15 protein-coding genes are annotated in these 18,871 nt (G+C 61.4%); 4 read left to right on the top strand and 11 right to left on the bottom strand.

Translation table 11 applies throughout. The annotated features are described in order from the left end of the window. Window positions 1-16: 16 nt before the first annotated feature. The 8 genes from LL964_RS03140 to LL964_RS03175 form a co-directional block, all read right to left on the bottom strand. On the bottom strand, window positions 17-4,516 hold the full coding sequence (locus tag LL964_RS03140) for a glycoside hydrolase family 99-like domain-containing protein (protein ID WP_228329369.1): 4,500 nt from the start codon (window positions 4,514-4,516) through the stop codon (window positions 17-19). Then, window positions 4,516-5,853 (bottom strand): ABC transporter ATP-binding protein, encoded by a 1,338-nt coding sequence (locus LL964_RS03145; RefSeq protein ID WP_167395177.1) that lies wholly within the window; start codon window positions 5,851-5,853, stop codon window positions 4,516-4,518. Before LL964_RS03145 ends, LL964_RS03140 begins: the two co-directional genes overlap by 1 nt. Beyond that, the gene (locus LL964_RS03150) at window positions 5,843-6,682 is read right to left on the bottom strand and encodes an ABC transporter permease (RefSeq protein ID WP_425478129.1); all 840 of its coding nucleotides are present in this window, start codon (window positions 6,680-6,682) and stop codon (window positions 5,843-5,845) included. Before LL964_RS03150 ends, LL964_RS03145 begins: the two co-directional genes overlap by 11 nt. Continuing rightward, complete coding sequence (locus LL964_RS03155) at window positions 6,682-7,878, bottom strand: cystathionine gamma-synthase (RefSeq protein ID WP_104585102.1); 1,197 nt, start codon at window positions 7,876-7,878, stop codon at window positions 6,682-6,684. The genes LL964_RS03150 and LL964_RS03155 overlap by 1 nt, the downstream gene beginning before the upstream one ends. Before the next feature lie 90 nt (window positions 7,879-7,968). Continuing rightward, the gene (locus tag LL964_RS03160; protein WP_104585103.1) at window positions 7,969-9,339 is read right to left on the bottom strand and encodes a pyridoxal-phosphate dependent enzyme; all 1,371 of its coding nucleotides are present in this window, start codon (window positions 9,337-9,339) and stop codon (window positions 7,969-7,971) included. A gap of 235 nt (window positions 9,340-9,574) precedes the next feature. After that, window positions 9,575-9,793 carry an HP1242/YdcH family protein gene (locus tag LL964_RS03165; RefSeq protein ID WP_019237985.1) on the bottom strand — a complete coding sequence of 73 codons (219 nt, stop codon included), beginning with the start codon at window positions 9,791-9,793 and terminating at the stop codon, window positions 9,575-9,577. A 339-nt stretch (window positions 9,794-10,132) separates the two neighbouring features. Further along, entirely contained in the window at window positions 10,133-11,023 is an 891-nt protein-coding gene (locus tag LL964_RS03170) for a coiled-coil domain-containing protein (RefSeq protein ID WP_104585106.1), read from the bottom strand. Then, window positions 11,020-11,403: a DUF4398 domain-containing protein gene (locus tag LL964_RS03175; protein ID WP_104585108.1), complete on the bottom strand. Its 384-nt coding sequence runs from the start codon at window positions 11,401-11,403 to the stop codon at window positions 11,020-11,022. The genes LL964_RS03170 and LL964_RS03175 overlap by 4 nt, the downstream gene beginning before the upstream one ends. Window positions 11,404-11,501: 98 nt before the next feature. Between LL964_RS03175 and LL964_RS03180 the strand changes: the two genes are divergently transcribed. Next, entirely contained in the window at window positions 11,502-12,635 is a 1,134-nt protein-coding gene (locus LL964_RS03180; protein ID WP_003484093.1) for a PilT/PilU family type 4a pilus ATPase, read from the top strand. A gap of 650 nt (window positions 12,636-13,285) precedes the next feature. On the opposite strand, the gene maiA is transcribed toward LL964_RS03180, so the two are convergent. Further along, window positions 13,286-13,948 carry a maleylacetoacetate isomerase gene (gene maiA / locus LL964_RS03185; protein WP_104585109.1) on the bottom strand — a complete coding sequence of 221 codons (663 nt, stop codon included), beginning with the start codon at window positions 13,946-13,948 and terminating at the stop codon, window positions 13,286-13,288. Between the two features lie 31 nt (window positions 13,949-13,979). Continuing rightward, complete coding sequence (locus LL964_RS03190; protein WP_104585111.1) at window positions 13,980-14,969, bottom strand: fumarylacetoacetate hydrolase family protein; 990 nt, start codon at window positions 14,967-14,969, stop codon at window positions 13,980-13,982. 375 nt (window positions 14,970-15,344) lie between these two features. On the opposite strand from LL964_RS03190, the gene LL964_RS03195 reads away from it, so the two are divergent. The 3 genes from LL964_RS03195 to LL964_RS03205 all read left to right on the top strand — a co-directional run bounded on the left by LL964_RS03195 (window position 15,345) and on the right by LL964_RS03205 (window position 17,743). Then, window positions 15,345-16,727: a DEAD/DEAH box helicase gene (locus tag LL964_RS03195; protein ID WP_104585113.1), complete on the top strand. Its 1,383-nt coding sequence runs from the start codon at window positions 15,345-15,347 to the stop codon at window positions 16,725-16,727. Window positions 16,728-16,862: 135 nt separating this feature from the next. After that, window positions 16,863-17,216, top strand: coding sequence for a 6-carboxytetrahydropterin synthase QueD (queD, locus tag LL964_RS03200; protein WP_104575655.1), 354 nt, complete (start codon window positions 16,863-16,865; stop codon window positions 17,214-17,216). Between the two features lie 191 nt (window positions 17,217-17,407). Next, window positions 17,408-17,743: a phasin family protein gene (locus LL964_RS03205; RefSeq protein WP_104585115.1), complete on the top strand. Its 336-nt coding sequence runs from the start codon at window positions 17,408-17,410 to the stop codon at window positions 17,741-17,743. Window positions 17,744-18,040: 297 nt separating this feature from the next. Here the strand turns inward: LL964_RS03205 and bioD are convergent, their stop codons facing one another. Continuing rightward, the gene (bioD, locus tag LL964_RS03210) at window positions 18,041-18,715 is read right to left on the bottom strand and encodes a dethiobiotin synthase (RefSeq protein WP_104585117.1); all 675 of its coding nucleotides are present in this window, start codon (window positions 18,713-18,715) and stop codon (window positions 18,041-18,043) included. Between the last annotated feature and the right edge of the window lie 156 nt (window positions 18,716-18,871).

Consider the following 18,871-nt stretch of genomic DNA (forward strand, 5'->3'; position numbering starts at 1 on the left):
CTGCTGACTTTTTTTGCTAGGCTTTGTGCAAGGTCGGCTTGGCGTAAGCGTATGTCTTGAAAGAGCCGTAGGCTTCGGTAAATGGTGTATTACTGGAAGCAATGTAATATCCCGACGAACATGTCGCGATACTAAAGCATCGTTCTATCGCGTGCGCTAGCGTTCCATCCACCTGCCCGGCCTCAGGTTCAAAATCTTCGCGTGTCAACTCCAAATCAATAATGGACTGGATTGCCTCTATACGAGCGTAGAACATCGAGCCGGCAGCGAACATTGCAATGGCAGGATCGACAGGATCGCTATGCATCTGTCGCGACAGACGATGCACCGCATCAGCGTTCGCGCCCCAATAGGTCGTCATCGGTAAAATATGCCCATCGGGCGCGGAGAGACCCAACTCTGGCTGCTGGCGGAATGCATCAAAGTTACGGGCGGCCAGATAGGGATCCAATAGCTTGTCGAGCATGTCTCGCCGCCACGACTCGCCGTCCTCACGGTGGAGCGAACGCTTGGTGTGCAACTTCAATACCAGTGACTCGGAAGCGTCTAGCGTCTTTAGGGCTTCCAGAAAAGGCAGAATGTCACGGCCGTGGTTCTCGTAAACTTGCACATCCCCGTCTATTCCCGCATCGGCAAGTCGCGCCTTTACATCCTGCACATTACGAGCGACTGTCGAGATTACAAGACGATATGGTACGGTCCACGCGGATAGTGACGCCAACATCTCAGGAAGAAGTTCTGGATAGAAGGCGTGGATAATCACCACCACCCGCTCCGGCGTGCGCGGCATAGGCACACGACGTAGTGCCTGCCGAGTCGCTTCCAGATATGCATATCCGTAGCGACGATCCGGCTCCAGGTGCGCGCCCTCAGCCCACTCATTCCAAGCATTAACAAACACTAGGGAATCGCCCCGCACCGGGTACTGACGGGCATAGTCAATTGCTCCTCTTAGCCAGGTGCGATAGCGTTCCGGAGTGGAACGGGCAACTGTATAACCTTTACCCGGCTTGCGCGCGTCATTATCCCAGCCAGGGAAAACGCCTCGGATCAGGTCGTATTCCGGCTTTGCCTCGGCAAATGCGCTGCTAACGACGTCGGCATAATCAACCACGTTCCCCTGGAAGCCAGGATTCACAATCTCCAATTCGTGATTAATCGAAGGCAAACCCGCCGCGACTTTATGAGGTGGAAATTCAACCGCAGCGTCAAAGCCGTATTCACGCGGATCAAGCTTGTCAAACTGCACCATACAGATGAACAGCTCACCGATTCCCACTTCGCGACAATGCTGCCGCCAACGTTCCAAGGTTGCGCCAGCATCAGGCAGCAATGAGGGTCGATAAAGAATGACTAACGGGCGCCCATCAACACGGATATAGCGTGAATCCCTTAGCAGAGGCTCCAATTCGGTGATAAAGGCGCGGTCGTCTTCAGCACTGTAATCTTGAGCGATGAGCACATCGTTCTCAAGTCCATCCCAGCGGCGGGTCCAATTTTCGTTCGCCCAGCAAATACAGAAAGGCAGGTCGATATCAGAAGCGAGTAGCTGATCGAGCGGGCGCTCCATAAGCCGCTTACCAGCAAACCAATAATAATGGAAGCAAAAGCCTTCAATGCCATACAACTTCGCCAGCTCCGCCTGGCGGCGCATAACATCGATCAGACGCAAATCGTAGAAACCAAGTTCACCCGGTAAATGGGGCTGATAATGCCCCACGAACTGCGGAACTGCTTTGCTGACATTCGTCCACTCGGTGAAGCCGCGCCCCCACCATGCGTCATTCTCGGGAAAGGGATGAAACTGCGGGAGATAGAAGGCAATGACACGCGCAGCGTTTGCGCGGGGATCAATCCCGGCTGCAATACCGACATACTCACTTTCAGACGGTTTGGGCAACTGCAGGATGGCTTGCGTGTAACGACGCAAGAAAGAATCGCCGCCGTCCTCAACAGACTCCGACGCAGGGGACAACACAATCTCTTGCGGCTGATCAGGCTGGCGGGCGGCCAACCAGTTCCTGTAAACATTGGTCCTCCCAAATACACTAGGCATCAGCCGAAAGGATGCGGATTTGATTGACTGGCGGGTCGCCTCCGAAACAGGAAGCGCACGATAAATGCGGCGCAGGCTACGTCCAACTAATTGCCTAACGAATTGTGGGCGAAGCATATTTCTGAGCACTCGCAATGGCATGGTAATCCGCCAACTAGTTGATGCCAGCAGCCGATCCAGTTCAGCTGCACGCTCTGACGCCAGACGAAGCGATTGCTCATATATTCCAAGCGCATCCTTGGTTTCAATCAAATCGCGCCCTAGCCTGACTTCGGTCTCTCGAGCTTGCTCAGCAAGCTGAAACATCCTCTCCAGAATTGTGTTGTTTCTTTCTAGCGCACGATTACGTTCAGCACGTGCCTCTATCAACGACTGAATCTCGGCATCCTTGAGCTGATCGCTTCCTGCAAGAGCCTGTATTTCTGCATCCTTCAACCGCTCACGTTCCGCACTCGCAGCTAATAGAGCCTGGATCTCCAGCTCCTTGAGACGAAGCTTTTCAGTTAACGATTCACGTAACGCTTCCACTTCCATTTCCCTTCGTTTTTCTGCCTCCTCAGTGGCCGCTTTATGCTGCAGAATCTCTGCGTCTTTTAGCTGCTCCTTCTCAGCATTGATTGCCAACTCGGCCAAAAGTTGCGCTTGCCTTTGACGAAGTGCATCGCCATCGTCTAGGCCTTCCTTGATTCCTTCCTGAAAATGGCGACTGATATCGCTAATTCGCTGCGCAGTATCCGACATCAAGGAATTCCAATCCCTTGACATCCTTCCCACATCAGGCAGCGATCGTAAATTGAAGTTTGAAAAACCCTTCAGACCTAGCCCACTATCTCGCCCATAGACCAGGCGTGTGACCATGCCATCCAGATCGATGAAACGCTCGATGTCGCCCTCTCCAACTGGTGTACCCATCATGTCCATCAGTAGCCGGAGCAGCGTCGGGAGATGAAGATGAGAAATATCTTCAGGCGCGCCTAGTGCAACCAACGAGGTAAATGAGCCAATGATGGCGCGATAAATCAAATAGGGTAGCTCAAGCTCCCCATGCCATACCCATTCCAAATCGATGAACTGGTGACTACCATCTTTTAGTTGCATTAGATTACGCGGCAGAGCATCCAAGGCCCAGCCCGGGAGCATGCCGGCACCCGTGGAATCACCTGCAACTTCGACCTCGTGTAGCAGGGCATCCTTCCATTGCCCCAACCATTCGGCCACCTCAGCAGCGGTCCAACCATCGCTCGTTACTATGGCTTCCAATGCCTGACTGTGTATCCGTCCGTATAGAAAAGGCTCAGGCAGCAACCGCATACTAATAGGTCGAGAGCGCTCAACGTTATCATCTTCCGCAAGGCGACTGCGGACGACTTCTATTTGGCTACCACTTATGCTCGATTGAAACTGGACCTGCTTACAAAATACCGGGACGCGTTCGCTAGCATAGTGCAGTGCCAGGGGTACAGGTCCGCTATTGGAAACTGAAACAGCCCGTTTACGAGCTACCACCAAAAATGAATTGGACATGTCAGCCAGCAAACCGTTGCGACCGATCACCGTCCAAGCACGCTCCAGTGCGAATAGTGGAGCATAGGGAAGCTGTGGGTCGCTCGATGCACTCTGGCTGGCGAGAGAACTTGGATCGAACTGCGGGTAAGAGCCGTCGTAACCTGCTGGGAAAACTACCGCACTAGGAAACTTGTAATCAGGAAATGGCAATAAGAAATCAGTATGCTCGAAACCTGCGTCTTGAAGCATTCTCGTCAGCTCAAGCCGACCAAAAGTCACTACGGTTTTTTCACCATAGTTATCCGAAACGCCATACATGGCTTTACCGACATGGTCTTCCGGCATGCCAGCCAGATACTTAAGGCCCAATTGATTTTCGATCGCGACAACCAACACACCATCGTCAGCCAGCAATGAGTGCGCCTTACGCAGCCAAGTAGCTGTGGGATCTGCAGCCTTGCCATAGATCCTCGAGTACTCAAGGACGCCGATGAGCGTCACTGCGTCAAACGCATCTTCAGCCGAAAAGTTCTCTAGGACATCGTTCACCACCTGCACATTCGGCAAGTCACGACAACGTGACGCAGTGATTCGCGCGCGACGCTGGCTGCCTTCCAATGCAACCAATTTAGTTCCGAGCTCACCCAAGTAGCGGGAAATAGCACCACAGCCTGAGCCGACCTCCAGAACACGGCCACTCAGCACATCTGCCAAAGGACGCAAAAGGTTCGCACGGCTGGCACTAAGGTGATAGCGCGATGGCCAGTCGATCTGGTGTTCAGATAATGAGCGCGAAAACAATGAGACGTCGTCGCAACCAGCTATCGCTGCAGCTACTCGCTGCTCCGCTTCATCACCATCGCTATAGCCGAACTCTTCTGCCTGATCTTTAGGTAGCCAGACTCCTTCAGACAGTATATATGCGCTTGCTATTCCCACATACGAGTTAGACATTAACTTGCCAATCCTTGTTGAGCGGCCAATTTAGGACGAATCACAGCTCCAACGTCACTGAATCCGACAAATCCTTCCGAAATGACCTGGAAGTGGATCGAATCGTAGCGCCTATCGTGAGGAATCACATCATCGCCCTGTCGACTGGCAACGCCAACGGAAATAAAGTAATCGCCACTCCCCAATCTACATTCAAAGTCGACATCAATTCGTATGACACTTCCCACAGCGCCTAATTGCGCCATCTCGACAATTTCTTGCATCTCAGTGTTGGTCGCATAAACAGTCACACCCTCGGTGTTCTTGATGGTAAGACCAAGCACTGGGCGCATTACTTCTCGTTCGAAACGAACAGCAAGACTTAGACAGCCGGCCTCGCCGCTAGAAACGACCTGGGGAAACGGCTGGGCGCCAACTTGCAGATAAAAATCTTGCAGGATGGCCGCTCGATCCCCCCAGCGATATTCATGGGGATTGTAATTTGGATGACCAGAAAATGGATCGCTTCCTGCGGGCGGCACCGCTAAGAATTCAGGCTGGCTTTCCACCTCGCCGCTGCCTTCAATTTTTACCGAGGTCTGCAACGGACGACTTTTTCCGAAGAGCAGGTCCATATAGTGGTGCACCACTTTTTTTGGCGCGCCATCCATCAGCAAACGGCCTCCATCTAGAAGTACCGCGCGATCACAATGCGTAACAATTTGCTCAGTGGAATGAGATACGAACAGGATGGACGTACCTTGCTCACGCAACTCGCGTAACCTTGCAAAACACTTCGACTGGAACTTCGCGTCACCTACCGCGAGCGCCTCGTCCACTACCAGAACGTCCGGGGTGACATTGATAGCCACGGCGAACGCTAGGCGGACAAACATACCGCTGGAATAGGTCTTTACAGGTTGATCGATGAATTCGCCGATATCAGCAAATTCCGTAATGTGCTGGAAGCGCTCCTCAATCTCTCTGCGCGAAAGACCAAGGACCGCGCCGTAAACGAAGACATTCTCTCGTCCGGTGAACTCTGGATTGAAGCCAGCTCCAAGCTCCAGCAGAGCGGCGACCCGCCCATTTACAACCGCAGTGCCCGTCGTAGGTGCCAATGTGCCGCAAATAATCTGCAAAAGAGTCGATTTACCGGAACCATTACGCCCGACGATACCTACGCTTTCCCCCTTCCCCACGTTAAAGCTAATCGCGTCAAGCGCGTGAAACTCACGGAACCACTGAGCCTTGCGTTCATTCGGACTCAGCATTTGCATCAATCGATGATACGATTTCTGGTAAACAGGAAACACCTTGCCAATATTATGAACCTGGATAATCGGCTCAGATGACATCCGCAAATCCTCTACGGGTCGCCTTGAACCATGCAAATCCTGCATAGAACACGATCATCGCGATGCACATGTAAATCCCCAGGCCAATAAAATTTGGCAAGTTCCCCCAGAGTGCTACTTCGCGCGCCTGGTCAATAATGAAAGTTAGCGGATTCAACTTAAATACCAGTTCAAAGTTCTCAGGTATCGCCTGCTCCGGGATCATGGCCGAAGACAGAAACAACAGCGCAGTAGAAAGTACCCCGGTAACCTGGGTGATATCTCGGAAGTACACTCCAAGTGAGGCTAGGAACCAGGACACTCCTAACCCGAGTACTACCAATGGCAGCAATACAACCGGAAGCAGTACGATGGTCCACGATATCTGTCCATCCATAGCTAGCCGAAGCAGCGCAAACACGACTGTGTTCATTAGCACATGGAAAAGAGCAGACACGACCATCGGCCAGGGCAGAATTTCAAGTGGAAATATGACCCGTTTGACGAAATTCGGATTACCCATAATCAAGTATGGTGAACGGCTTAAACATTCAGCAAAAAAGCCATGCACGATCAAGCCAACGAACAGTACCAATGAAAAGTGCGCTTGGCCTTCGGCAACTTGCGGCCAACGGCTTTTCATAATTGAGCCAAACGCAATCGTGTAGACGATCAACAGCAAAAACGGGCTTATCAGCGACCATAGCAAACCAAAGCTGGCTCCACGATAGCGGCCCAATACTTCACGCTTGGACAATTCCAATGTTAGGTCCCGACGCTCTCTAAGTGCATCAAAAGGGCCAAGTACTAACCTTGTTAGACGCCCTCGACCGAGTAAAGTCCGGATCATCAAAAACTTCCCTCTTGTAAAGCGAATTTCAAATCCCCCCGCAGATCCCCCACATCCTCAACCCCCACGCTCAGCCGCACCAGCGCATCGCTGATGCCAAGCTGGTCGCGGCGGGCCACGGGGATGGAGGCGTGGGTCATGACGGCTGGATGGTTCACCAGACTTTCCACGCCGCCAAGCGATTCGGCCAGGGTGAACAGTTCGGTCTTTTCGCAGAAACGCTTGGCTGCGTCGAACCCGCCCTTCAGGACGATCGAGACGATGCCGCCGAAACCCGTCATCTGCCGCTTTGCCAGCGCGTGCTGCGGATGCGACGGCAGGCCGGGATAGATCACCTTGTCGATGGCCGGGTGGGTTTCCAGCCATTGCGCCAGCGCCAGGGCGTTCTCGCAATGTGCGCGCATGCGCAGCGGCAGGGTCTTGAGGCCGCGCAGGGCGAGGAAGCTGTCGAACGGGCCTTGGACGCCGCCGATGGAGTTCTGCAGGAAGGCCAGTTGCTCGGCCAGTTCGGCGTTGTCGCCGACCACCGCGATGCCGCCGACCATGTCCGAGTGGCCGTTGAGGTACTTGGTGGCCGAGTGCACGACGATGTCGGCGCCCAGGCCGAGCGGGCGCTGCAGCATCGGCGAGGCGAAGGTGTTGTCGACCACGATCAGCAGGCCGTGCTTGCGGGCGATGGCGCCAATTGCCGCGATGTCGACCAGCTTGAGCATCGGGTTGGTCGGGGTTTCGATCCAGACCATCTTGGTATCGGGACGAATTGCGGCTTCGAAGGCGGCCGGGTCGGTCAGGTCGACGAAGCTGAAATCCAGGCCGGCGGTGCGGCGACGCACGCGCTCGAACAGGCGGAAGGTGCCGCCGTACAGGTCGTCCATCGCCACCACGTGGCTGCCGGCGTCCAGCAGTTCCATCACCGTGGAGGTGGCGGCCATGCCGGAGGCGAAGGCGAAGCCCCGCGTGCCGCCTTCCAGTGCGGCCACACAGCGTTCGTAGGCAAAGCGCGTGGGGTTGTGGGTACGCGAATACTCGAAGCCCTGATGCTCGCCCGGGCTGGACTGCGCATAGGTGGACGTCGCATAGATCGGCGGCATCACCGCCCCGGTGCTGGGGTCCGGCGACTGTCCTCCATGGATCGCCAGCGTCGCGAGCGATAGCGCGCGCTCTCCGTCATGGCTATGAGTGGTGCGGTTGGACATGGAGGTTCCCGGAAAAAGTGGGCGATTGTAACAAGCAGGACTGAATGCCCCTTGCCATGCGTCTCAAGCGAGCGCGCACGGCGACGGGCGTCACTGCACGCGGCGGCGCAGGTAGTTGAGCAGGTCGATGCGGGTGATCAGGCCCAGGAACTGCTTGCCGTCCATGACAATGGCCACCTGGCCACGATCGAACACCGGCAGCAGCGCTTCGATCGGCGAGGCGACATCCAGGCGATCGAGTTTGCTGACCATGGCGGTGGAAATCGGGTCGCGGAAGCGTGCCTCGTCGCCATACACATGCAGCAGCACGTCGCTCTCGTCGACGATGCCGACCAGTTCGCCGTCGTCGATCACTGGCAACTGGGAGACATCGTAGAGCTTCATACGCTGGTAGGCGGTGGTCAGCAGGTCCTTCGGCCCGACCACCACGGTGTCGCGCTTGTTGTACGGGCGCAGGATCAGGTCGCGCAGGTCGCCGTGCTGCGGGCGCTCCAGGAAGCCGTTGTCCAGCATCCAGTAGTCGTTGTACATCTTGGACAGATACTTGTTGCCGGTATCGCAGACGAACACCAGCACGCGCTTGGGCGTGGTCTGCTCGCGGCAGTACTTCAGCGCGGCGGCCAGCAGGGTGCCGGTGGACGAGCCGCCAAGGATGCCCTCCTTGGCCAGCAGCTCGCGCGCGGTGTGGAAGCTTTCCGCGTCGGTGATCGAATAGGCCTTCCTGACCCGCGAGAAATCGGAGATGTCCGGCAGGAAGTCCTCGCCGATGCCTTCGACCAGCCAGCTGCCGGACTTCTCGCTGACCGTGCCCTCTTCGATGTACTGGGTCAGGATCGAGCCAACCGGGTCGGCCAGCACCAGTTCGGTGTGCGGCGAGGCGCTGGCAAAGGCGCGCGACAGGCCGGTCATGGTGCCGGAGCTGCCGCAGCCGAACACGATCGCGTCGAGCTGGCCGTCCATCTGGGCCAGGATCTCAGGACCGGTGCCGAACTCGTGCGCGGCCGGGTTGTCCGGGTTGCCGAACTGGTTGATGAAGTAGGCGCCCGGGGTCTCGGCGGCGATCCTGGCTGCCAGGTCCTGGTAGTACTCCGGGTGCCCCTTGGCCACGTCCGACCGGGTCAACACCACGTTGGCGCCCATGGCCTTGAGGTTGAAGATCTTCTCGCGGCTCATCTTGTCCGGCACCACCAGGATCAGCTGGTAGCCCTTCTGCTGCGCCACCAGCGCCAGGCCCAGGCCGGTATTACCGGCGGTGCCTTCCACCAGGGTGGCGCCGGGCTTGAGGTCGCCGCGCCGTTCGGCCGCTTCGATCATCGACAGGCCGATGCGGTCCTTGATCGATCCGCCGGGATTGTTCGCCTCCAGCTTGAGGAACAGCTCGCAGACACCGGTGTCCAGGCGCTGGGCCTTGACGATCGGCGTGTTGCCAATCAGTTCGAGTACGGAGGAATGGATCGCCATCGGGATATCGTCGCTGCGCCGCGCGGGCTAGACCGGGCATTATCCGTCGAACGGCCGGTGAATGCTCATTCAGGCAGCAGTGAGATCGACAGCGCCTTGAAAAGCAGGCTCGGCTGCGACGCGCGGCACGCAGCCCCCGACCATTGAATCCACAAAAAAGACGCGGACGGTGGCAAGCCGACGAGGAGGCCGCCACCGCCCGCGACGGTGAACTTGTTCTAACGCTGGGGAAGGATCAGTGCGTCAGCTGGTCGTACATCCGGGTGAGCTTCTCTTTTGCCTGCAACTTCTCGCGCTTCATCTGGCCCAAGGTCACGTCGTCGATCGGGAGCACCCCGAGTTCGGCATCCATGCACTTCTTGTTCAATAGCTTGTGGCGTTGGTAGAGCTGCTTGAACTCGGGATCGGACTTCATCAATGCATCGATTTCGGTCTGCGGTTGCCCTTCGAACATGGCGTTACCTCCTTCACTTAAAACAAGAACGCCCCGGCCGTTGACGGCACGGGGCGCAGCTTGGGAATGAAGGACCAGCGCAGTGCAGAAGCCGACTCACAGGCGAAACCACCCACTGTCCCACCGTTGTGCGTCGTTGCGTGCCTCTGCGTCACTGGCCTGGCCCTCCGTACTTCCCGGGCAGCGGAGTTGCTGCCCGGAGGTACGACCCTACGCCGGTCGCGGGAGTGGTTCAAGGCCGGAACGGTCGCTTTTGGCAATGCCTGGGCGATTCGGTGACTGCGGTTCAACCAGGCGTCATGCCCCGGTTAAAACACCTTAACTTCCAGACACTTGCCATCAAGGCGCGATAACGACCTCGGCCGCGCGGGTCTTGCTGGCAGCGCCCTTGTTGCCGCTGATCTGCAGCCGCGAGGCCGCGACCCCGCCGGCCACCAGAGCATCGCGGAGTGACTCGGCACGTTTGCGGGCGGTGGCCGCATCGCTGTCGAAGCCGACGATGTTGACCCGGCCCTTCTTGCCGATGTTCAGGTACTCGGCCAGCGCCTTGGCCTGGCCCGCGGCATCGCCGGACAGCGTGGCCTTGCCACCGAAGGCGCCGCTGCCCAATGAGAACACCTCGCCCCGGCTGTCGAACTTGGCCGGCGGCAGCTTGGCGCCGGACACCAGTTCGGCTTCCTCGTGCGCGAGCTGTACGGCCTTCTGCTGGGCGGCATTGAGCTTGGCGGTCTGCTTGCCGGCCACGCTGTTCAAGGCCAGCTCGGCGTCCTGCCGCGCCAGCACCTCCTGTTCGGCGGCCAGGCGGGCCTGCTCGGCGGCCTCGGCCTGGATCTGCGCCTGCACGCGCAGGCGTTCGGCTTCCTGGCGCGCGCGCGAGGCGTCGCGGCGGCTGGCTTCGATCAACAGATCGTTGCGGGTGCTTTCCAGCCGGTCCAGCTCGCGCCGGGCCAGCGCGGTGCGGGCGGTCAGCTCCGCGATCTCCACCCGGCGGTCGGCCAGGAACAGCAGTTCGTCGCGGTCGCGGCGCTTGGCCTCGGCCAGGGCCGCCACGGTCTGCTGTGCCTGCAGTCGCTCGTAGCGGGCCAGCTCACTGGTCTGCGGGTCGCTCTGCAGGACTGCCAGCCGCCGGTTCAGTGCATCGGCCTGGGGGTCGTCCTTGGCCGCCAGGGCCAGCGGCGGCAGGGCTGCCAGCCCCAGCACACCGAGATACAGCAGGGGGCGCAAGGTCATCGGGCGCCCTCCCCGGTATTGAGGGTGGTCTGCAACTGTGCCACTTCCCTGCGGCGTTGCTCCAGTTGGGCGCTGACCACGGCCTGCTCGCTGCGCGCCTTGGCCAGATCGGCGTCGGCGGCAGCACGCAGGGCGATTTGCGGCACCTGCTTGCGCTGGCGCTTGTCCAGTTGCGCCTGCTGGGCCTGCATCAGCTCCTGGCGAGCCAGATTGACCAGGTCCGGGGCGTACTGGTCGGCATCGGCCTGGGTGGCGCGTTGCACCGCCTGTTCGGCGGCGATGAGTTCCGGCGCCACCTGGGCGTTTGCCGGAGCGGACAGAACCATGAAACAGGCGATGCCATACAGGGATCGCCGCAAGTATGCGAAGCTAGCCGTCATTAGGGGAGCCGTAGCGAGAAGTCTCGAGCACGGCCATTGTCGGAAGCCTGCGGCGGACTTGCAACGAGACGCTGCTGTTTGTTGGGGAACCATTGCGCATGGATATCGGCTACTTCCTGAAGCTGATGACCGAAAAGAATGCCTCGGACATGTTCTTGACCACCGGCGCGCCGGTCTACATCAAGATCGAAGGCAAGCTCTACCCGCTCGGCAATACGGGGTTGCCGCCGGGAATGGTCAAGAAAATCGCCTACTCGCTGATGGACGAAGGCCAGGTGCCGCAGTTCGAGCGCGAGCTCGAGCTGAACATGGCCATCGCCCTGCCCGACGCCGGCCGCTTCCGCGTGAACGTGTTCAAGCAGCGCGGCGAGGTGGGCATGGTGATCCGCGCCATCCGCAGCCGGATTCCCAGCATCGAGGAGCTCAACCTGCCGCAGGTGCTCAAGGACGTCATCATGACCCCGCGTGGGCTGGTGCTGGTGGTGGGCTCGACCGGCTCGGGCAAGTCGACTTCGCTGGCCTCGATGATCGACCACCGCAACAGCACTACCACCGGACACATCCTCACCATCGAGGACCCGATCGAATATCTGCACAAGCACAAGATGTCGATCGTGAACCAGCGCGAGGTCGGTCTGGATACCCACGCCTTCCAGAGCGCGCTGAAGAACGCCATGCGCGAGGCGCCGGACGTGATCCTGATCGGCGAGATCCTGGATGCCGAGACCATGGAGGCGGCCATCGCGTTCGCCGAGACCGGGCACCTGTGCCTGGCGACACTGCACTCCAACAACGCCGACCAGACCATCGAGCGCATCCTCAACTTCTTCCCGGAAAGCGCGCACAAGAACGTGTTGATGAATCTGGCGCTGAACCTGCGCGCGGTGATCTCCCAGCGCTTGGTCAAGGGCGTGGACGGGCGCCGCCGGCCGGCCACCGAGGTGCTGCTCAACACGCCGATGATCCGCGACCTGCTGCGGCGCGGCCAGGTGCACGAGGTCAAGCAGGCCATGGAGGAATCGCTGGAAGAAGGCATGCAGACCTTCGATCAATGCCTGTTCCGCATGGTCAAGTCGGGCGAGATCGAGCAGGAAGAAGCGTTGCGCGCAGCCGATTCGCGCGACGGCCTGGCGTTGAAGTTCCGCCTGTCCGAAGGCGGCTCCGGCGAACACGATCCGTATGCCGATTACGAGGCGGCTGCGGCACCGAAGATCAGTCACGGATTCATTTGATCGGTTCGGCCGGGCTGAGCGGTGGTCTTGTGGTGTTGGGAGCTGTTGGCTTCTGGTCGTCGAGGGTAGGCGCCGATGCGACAGCCCCCCCCTCATCCGCCCCTGCGGGGCACCTTCTCCCGCAGGCGGGAGAAGGAGATCGGTAGTCCTGCGGTCGCTTTGGGGACGCTGCCTTGCCTGCGCCATTCGGTGCCAGGCCACTGGGATAGGCCGCTCATCTGCGAGGTCGGCGCGATCTCTCCCCCCTCATCCGCCCCTGCGGGGCACCTTCTCCCGCAGGCGGGAGAAGGAGATCGGTGGCCGTGCGGTCGCTTTGGGGGCGCTGCCTTGCCTGAGCCGTTCGGTGGCAGGCCGCTGCTAACGGCGCTCTTCTGCAAGGTCGACGCCCCCCCTCATCCGCCCCTGCGGAGCACCTTCTCCCGCAGGCGGGAGAAGGAAAAAAGCGGTGGCCGCGTGGTGTTCCAGGGTGCCGGCGTCGAAACGTTGAAACCTGTATTGCGGTGCCGGCCTGCATTGCGCTGTCGGCTTGTACTGCGCTGTCGGCCACGCGTGGCGACATCCGCCCGGATCGGGTGCGTGCCTGCTTGCCCTTCTCCCGTTCTACGGGAGAAGGTGCCCGAAGGGCGGATGAGGGCTGCAACGCTGCGCCCCTACACCACCGCGTCGACCTGCTTTTCCGGTCGCGCCGCGTCGAAGGCCGGTAACTGCAGGCAGGCCTGCTCGATGCGCCGCAGGGTCGGATAGGGCGCCAGGTCGACTTCGAACCGGTGCGCGTTGTAGAGCTGCGGAATCAGCACGCAATCGGCCAGGCCGGGCGTATCGCCATGACAGAAGCGCCCGGTCCGCGCATCGCGCGCCAGCTGGGTTTCCAGCGCCGCGAAGCCGCGCTCCATCCAGAGCCGCGTCCACTGCTGGCGTCGTGTGGCGTCCAGCGTGAACTCTCGTTCCAGCACCTGCATGACGCGCAGGTTGTTGAGCGGGTGCACATCGCAGGCGATGAGCTGGGCCAGCGCGCGCACCCGGGCGCGCTCGGCGGGCGCGCCCGGCAGCAATGCCATGGTGTCTGCGAACGCCTCTTCCAGATAGTCCAGGATTGCCAGCGACTGCGTGATCACCACCTCGCCATGCCGCAAGGTGGGCACCAATTCCTGCGGATTGAGTTGTGCATAGGCAGGCGCATGCTGCTCGCCACCGTCGCGCACCAAATGTACTGGGCGGGCGATGTAGTCCAGCGCCTTCAACCCGAGCCCGATGCGCACGCGATAGGCCGCGCTGGAACGCCAGTACGAAAACAGTTCCAGGGCCGCGCTCATACGCGAGCGCCCGCCGCCGCTGCGCCGCAGGTCACGGCAGCGGCTGCCGTTCGACGCGCTGCTCGATCGCGCCGAAGAGGCTGCTGCCGTCGGCGGCGAACATCTCGATGCGCACCTCGTCGCCGAAGGACATGAACGGGGTACTCGGCTTGCCGTCGCGCAAGGTCTCCACCACGCGCTGTTCGGCGAAACACGAGGCACCCAGCGTCGTGTCCTGGTTGGCGATGGTGCCGGAGCCCACGATCGTACCGGCCGACAGCGGCCGGGTCTTGGCGGCATGCGCCACCAACTGGGCAAAGTCGAACTGCATGTCGTTGCCGGCCTCCGGCGCGCCGAACCAGGCGCCGTTGACGTGGGTCACCAGCGGCAGATGCACCTTGTTGCCGCGCCAGGCATCGCCCAGTTCGTCGGGGGTGATGAACACCGGCGACAGCGCCGAACGCGGCTTGGACTGCAGGAAGCCGAACCCCTTGCCGAGCTCGGCCGGGATCAGGTTGCGCAGCGAGACATCGTTGACCAGGCCGATCAGCTGGATGTGCGCGGCCGCCTGCTCGGCCGAGGCCCCCATCGGCACGTCGTCGGTGATGACCACCAGCTCGGCCTCCAGATCGATGCCGTACTCCTCGCTGACCACCTTGATGGCATCGCGCGGGCCGTAGAACCCGGCACTGGTGGCCTGGTACATCAACGGGTCGGTATAGAAGCTCTCGGGCACCTCCGCATTGCGTGCGCGGCGTACCCGCTCCACGTGCGGCAGGTAGGCGCTGCCGTCGACGAATTCGTAGGCGCGCGGCAGCGGCGCGGCCAGTGCCTGCGGATCCAGGTCGAACACGCCATCGGCGCTGCCGTCCTCCAGCGCATCGGCCAGGGCATTCAGCCGCGGCGCGATGTTGCTCCAGTCTTCCAGCGCACGCTGCAGGGTGGCGGCGATGCCGGTGGCGCGGACCGCCTTGCCCAGGTCGCGCGAGACCACGATCAGGCTGCCATCACGGCCGCCTTCCTTCAGGGAACCTAGCTTCATGATCTTCCTGTGCAGTGACGGGTTGGCCGATTGTACGGCCTGCCGCAACATCCGTTACACCTGAAACAGCTGAAGCGTGGCCTACTGCGAATCCCGCTTTTTGTGCAGCGCGCCAAACACGCGTACACTTGCCGGGTCTGCATGCGGCCGTCCGTTTCCCTCTGGGACCGCCGGCGAGGCCAGGATCGGTCGATCCGCTCGCCCGCCCCACCCGACGCCTTTCGTGGTGCCGACAAACCCGTCGCGTCCTATCGGGTTGATCCACCATCTCGCAGCGCGGTTCACGGGAACGCTCCGAGCCTCACCTTTTTGCATCTGCAATGCGTTCGCGCTCCGGGCCCGGCCTGGCGGCGGCGCTTTACTTGGAGCTTCCTGATGTCATTCGAATCCCTGGGCCTTGCGCCCTTCCTGCTGCGCGCATTGGCCGAGCAGGGCTACGAGACCCCCACCCCGATCCAGCAGCAGGCGATCCCGCTGGTGCTGGAAGGCCACGACCTGCTGGCCGGTGCGCAGACCGGCACCGGCAAGACCGCGGCGTTTGGCCTGCCGCTGCTGCAACACCTGGGCACCTCGCCGCAGGCCGTCAACGGCCCGCGCAAGCCGCGCGCGCTGATCCTGACCCCCACCCGCGAACTGGCTACCCAGGTGCATGACAGCCTGCGCGGCTACAGCAAATACCTGCGCATCCCCAGCGCGGTGATCTACGGCGGCGTGGGCATGGGCAACCAGCTCGATGCGCTGCGCCGTGGCGTTGACCTGCTGATCGCCTGCCCGGGCCGCCTGATCGACCATATCGAACGCCGCAGCGTGGACCTGTCCGGCATCGAGGTGCTGATCCTGGACGAGGCCGACCGCATGCTGGACATGGGCTTCCTGCCCTCGATCAAGCGCATCCTGGGCAAGCTGCCGCGCCAGAACCGCCAGACCCTGCTGTTCTCGGCGACCTTCGAGGAGAACATCAAGCAGCTGGCGCTGGAATTCATGCGCAACCCGATGCAGGTGCAGGTCACCCCGAGCAACACCGTGGCCGAGAGCATCACCCACCGTGTGCACCCGGTCGATGGCGCGCGCAAGCGCGACCTGCTGCTGCACCTGCTGGCGCAGGACAGCCGCGAGCAGACCCTGGTGTTTGCGCGCACCAAGCACGGCAGCGACAAGCTGGCGCTGTTCCTGGAGAAGTCGGGTATCAAGACCGCGGCGATCCACGGCAACAAGAGCCAGGGCCAGCGCATGCGCGCATTGAGCGACTTCAAGGCTGGCCGGGTGACCGTGCTGGTGGCCACCGATATCGCCGCGCGCGGCATCGATATCGACCAGCTGCCGAAGGTCATCAACTACGACCTGCCGATGGTGGCCGAGGACTACGTGCACCGCATCGGTCGCACCGGCCGTAACGGTTCCACCGGCGAGGCGATTTCGCTGGTGGCCCAGGACGAGGCCAAACTGCTGCGCCAGATCGTGCGCATGCTGGGCCGCGATGTGGAAATCCGCGACGTGCCAGGCTACGAGCCCCAGACCCCGATCCGCTGGGGCAACAGCGCGCCGGGCCGTGCCGAGCAGCCCGGTGGCGAGCGCGCACCGCGCAAGAGCCATGCCCGTCGTCCGCACGGCGAGGCGCCGCGCCATGCGCATGCAGGTCCGAAGAAGCCCGGCGGCCAGCGCAACGGCGGTCCGCGTCAGGCCAACGCCGGTACGGGTGCAGGACGGCGCGACGGCGGACGTGGCGGCAACGGCCGTCCGGCCAACCGCGGCGTCTGAACGTTGCGCCTCGGTTGACCACAAGGGCCGCGATGCGGCCCTTGTTTCGTGCGTCCCTGCCCGACCGAGCCCTTGCGTGATCCGGCGCGGTGCCGGTGCACGCCCTTCCCTCTCACTGCTTGCCGAATCATCGCCATGGACATCTTCAAGGTATTCACCCTGGAAGCCGCGCACCGGCTTCCGAATGTGCCGCCTGGGCACAAATGCGCCCGCCTGCACGGGCATTCGTTTCGGGTCGAACTGCATGTCAGCGGCGAACCGGGCGCAGAGACCGGCTGGATCATGGACTTCGGCGACATCAAGGCGGCCTTCCAGCCGATCTACGAGCGCCTGGACCACCACTATCTCAACGACATCGAGGGACTGGAGAACCCGACCAGCGAGCGGCTGGCGATCTGGATCTGGAACCAGCTCAAGCCGGCACTGCCGCAGCTGAGCGAGATCGTGGTGCATGAGACCTGCACCTCCGGCTGCCGTTATCGCGGTTGATCCCTGCGCACTTGCACTACCCGAGGCCGCCGTACGGGCGGCCTTGTCGTTTTAGCGACCTCGCCAAACCCTTGAATCCAAAGACATTCCAAAGACGTTTTGAAAAACTTCAGGAAACGTGTTGCGTTGCAGCAATCGCGGTGTATGCTGCAACGCAACAAACGGTCACGGCTTTCCCCAAGGGGTTCGCAATGTCGGCGCAGTTCGAAAACAGCTTCACCAGTCAGTTCGCCTCTGCGGCAGCACGCGCCAACCAGTTGGCGTTGGACACGCTGGAGCAGAACGTCAACGCGACCACCCGCTTCTTCGGTGAGTTCGCACAGGCCCGCGATCTGGGGGCCTACCAGACACTCTGGCCGAAAGGACTGCAAGTGGCCCGCGACAACCTGGAACGGCTGGCATCGGCCAACCAGGAAGTGGTCGGGATGGGGCTGAAGATGTCCGGCGAATTCGGACAATTCGCCAAGCAACACTTCGAACACGGCGGCGATCCGGCTGGCGCGAGCGCCAAGAGCCGGCGCAGGTAACGGCCAACACAATTCAGCGTCTTTGCATGGGTCCCTCCCCCCATGCAATCCGGCCCGACAGATCCCTCCCTCTGTCGGGCTTTTTTATTGCCGCCTGCCGCTGGCATGGAGGCGCTGCGTACGGGCCGCGGCTGCGGCCCGGCAGGCCGCGGTCAGTGGGCAACGATGGCGAAGACGGCCGCACAGGAAGCCAGCGCACGGCGGCGCGGACGCAGCCCACCAGCGGCGGCGGCTCCGCTCGACCATGGCTGATCCGGCTGCCGGTGTGGACGCGGCATGCGCACAGCCCACCTGGGCCTACACCGGCAACCGCAGCTCCTGCGCCTGGCTGGCGGCATCGGCGCCGGGGCGCCAGCGGATCCGTCCCCAGCACGGCATCGCCAGCCGTTGGCCGAGCATGCCGATGTTCTCCTCGATGCGCTCCATCTGCGGATCCACTTCGTTGGCGATCCAGCCGATGCACTCCACTCCATCGGCGGCGATGGCCGCCGCGGTCAGGCGCGCATGGTTGATGCAGCCCAGCCGTACGCCGACCACCAGCACCACCGGCAGACGCAGCGCGCGCACCAGGTCTGCCTGATCCAGCGCTGCGCTCAGCGGCGCGGCCCAGCCGCCGACGCCTTCGACCACCACCTGCTGCGCCTGCGCACGCAACTGCGCGAAGGCATGGACGAGCGGCTCCAGCGACAGGCTCACCCCTACCTCGGCGGCAGCCAGTTCCGGCGCCAACGGTGCGGGCAAGGCATAGGGGTTGAGCGTGGCGTAGTCCGGCTGCGGATTGCTGGCCGCCTGCAACGCCAGCGCATCCTCGTTGCGCCAGCCCTGCGGGGTGTGGTCGCAGCCGCTGGCGACCGGCTTCATCCCCACCGCGGTGTGCCCGCGTGCGCGCAGGGCATGCAGCAGGGCGGTGCTGGCCATGGTCTTGCCGATGCCGGTATCGGTGCCGGTGACATAGAACGCCGGGAACTGCATGCGCCTTGATCCTGCGGCTGCGCCGCGATTGCCGTGAGGGCGCGCAGCATAACGCGGGTGTGTGCGGCGGAATCGGGAATCGGGAATCGGGAATCGGGATTCGGGATTCGGGATTCGGGATTCGGGATTCGGGAACGGATCGGATCGGATCGGATC

The sequence above is a fragment of the Xanthomonas melonis genome (assembly GCF_020783655.1).
Taxonomy (GTDB): domain Bacteria; phylum Pseudomonadota; class Gammaproteobacteria; order Xanthomonadales; family Xanthomonadaceae; genus Xanthomonas; species Xanthomonas melonis.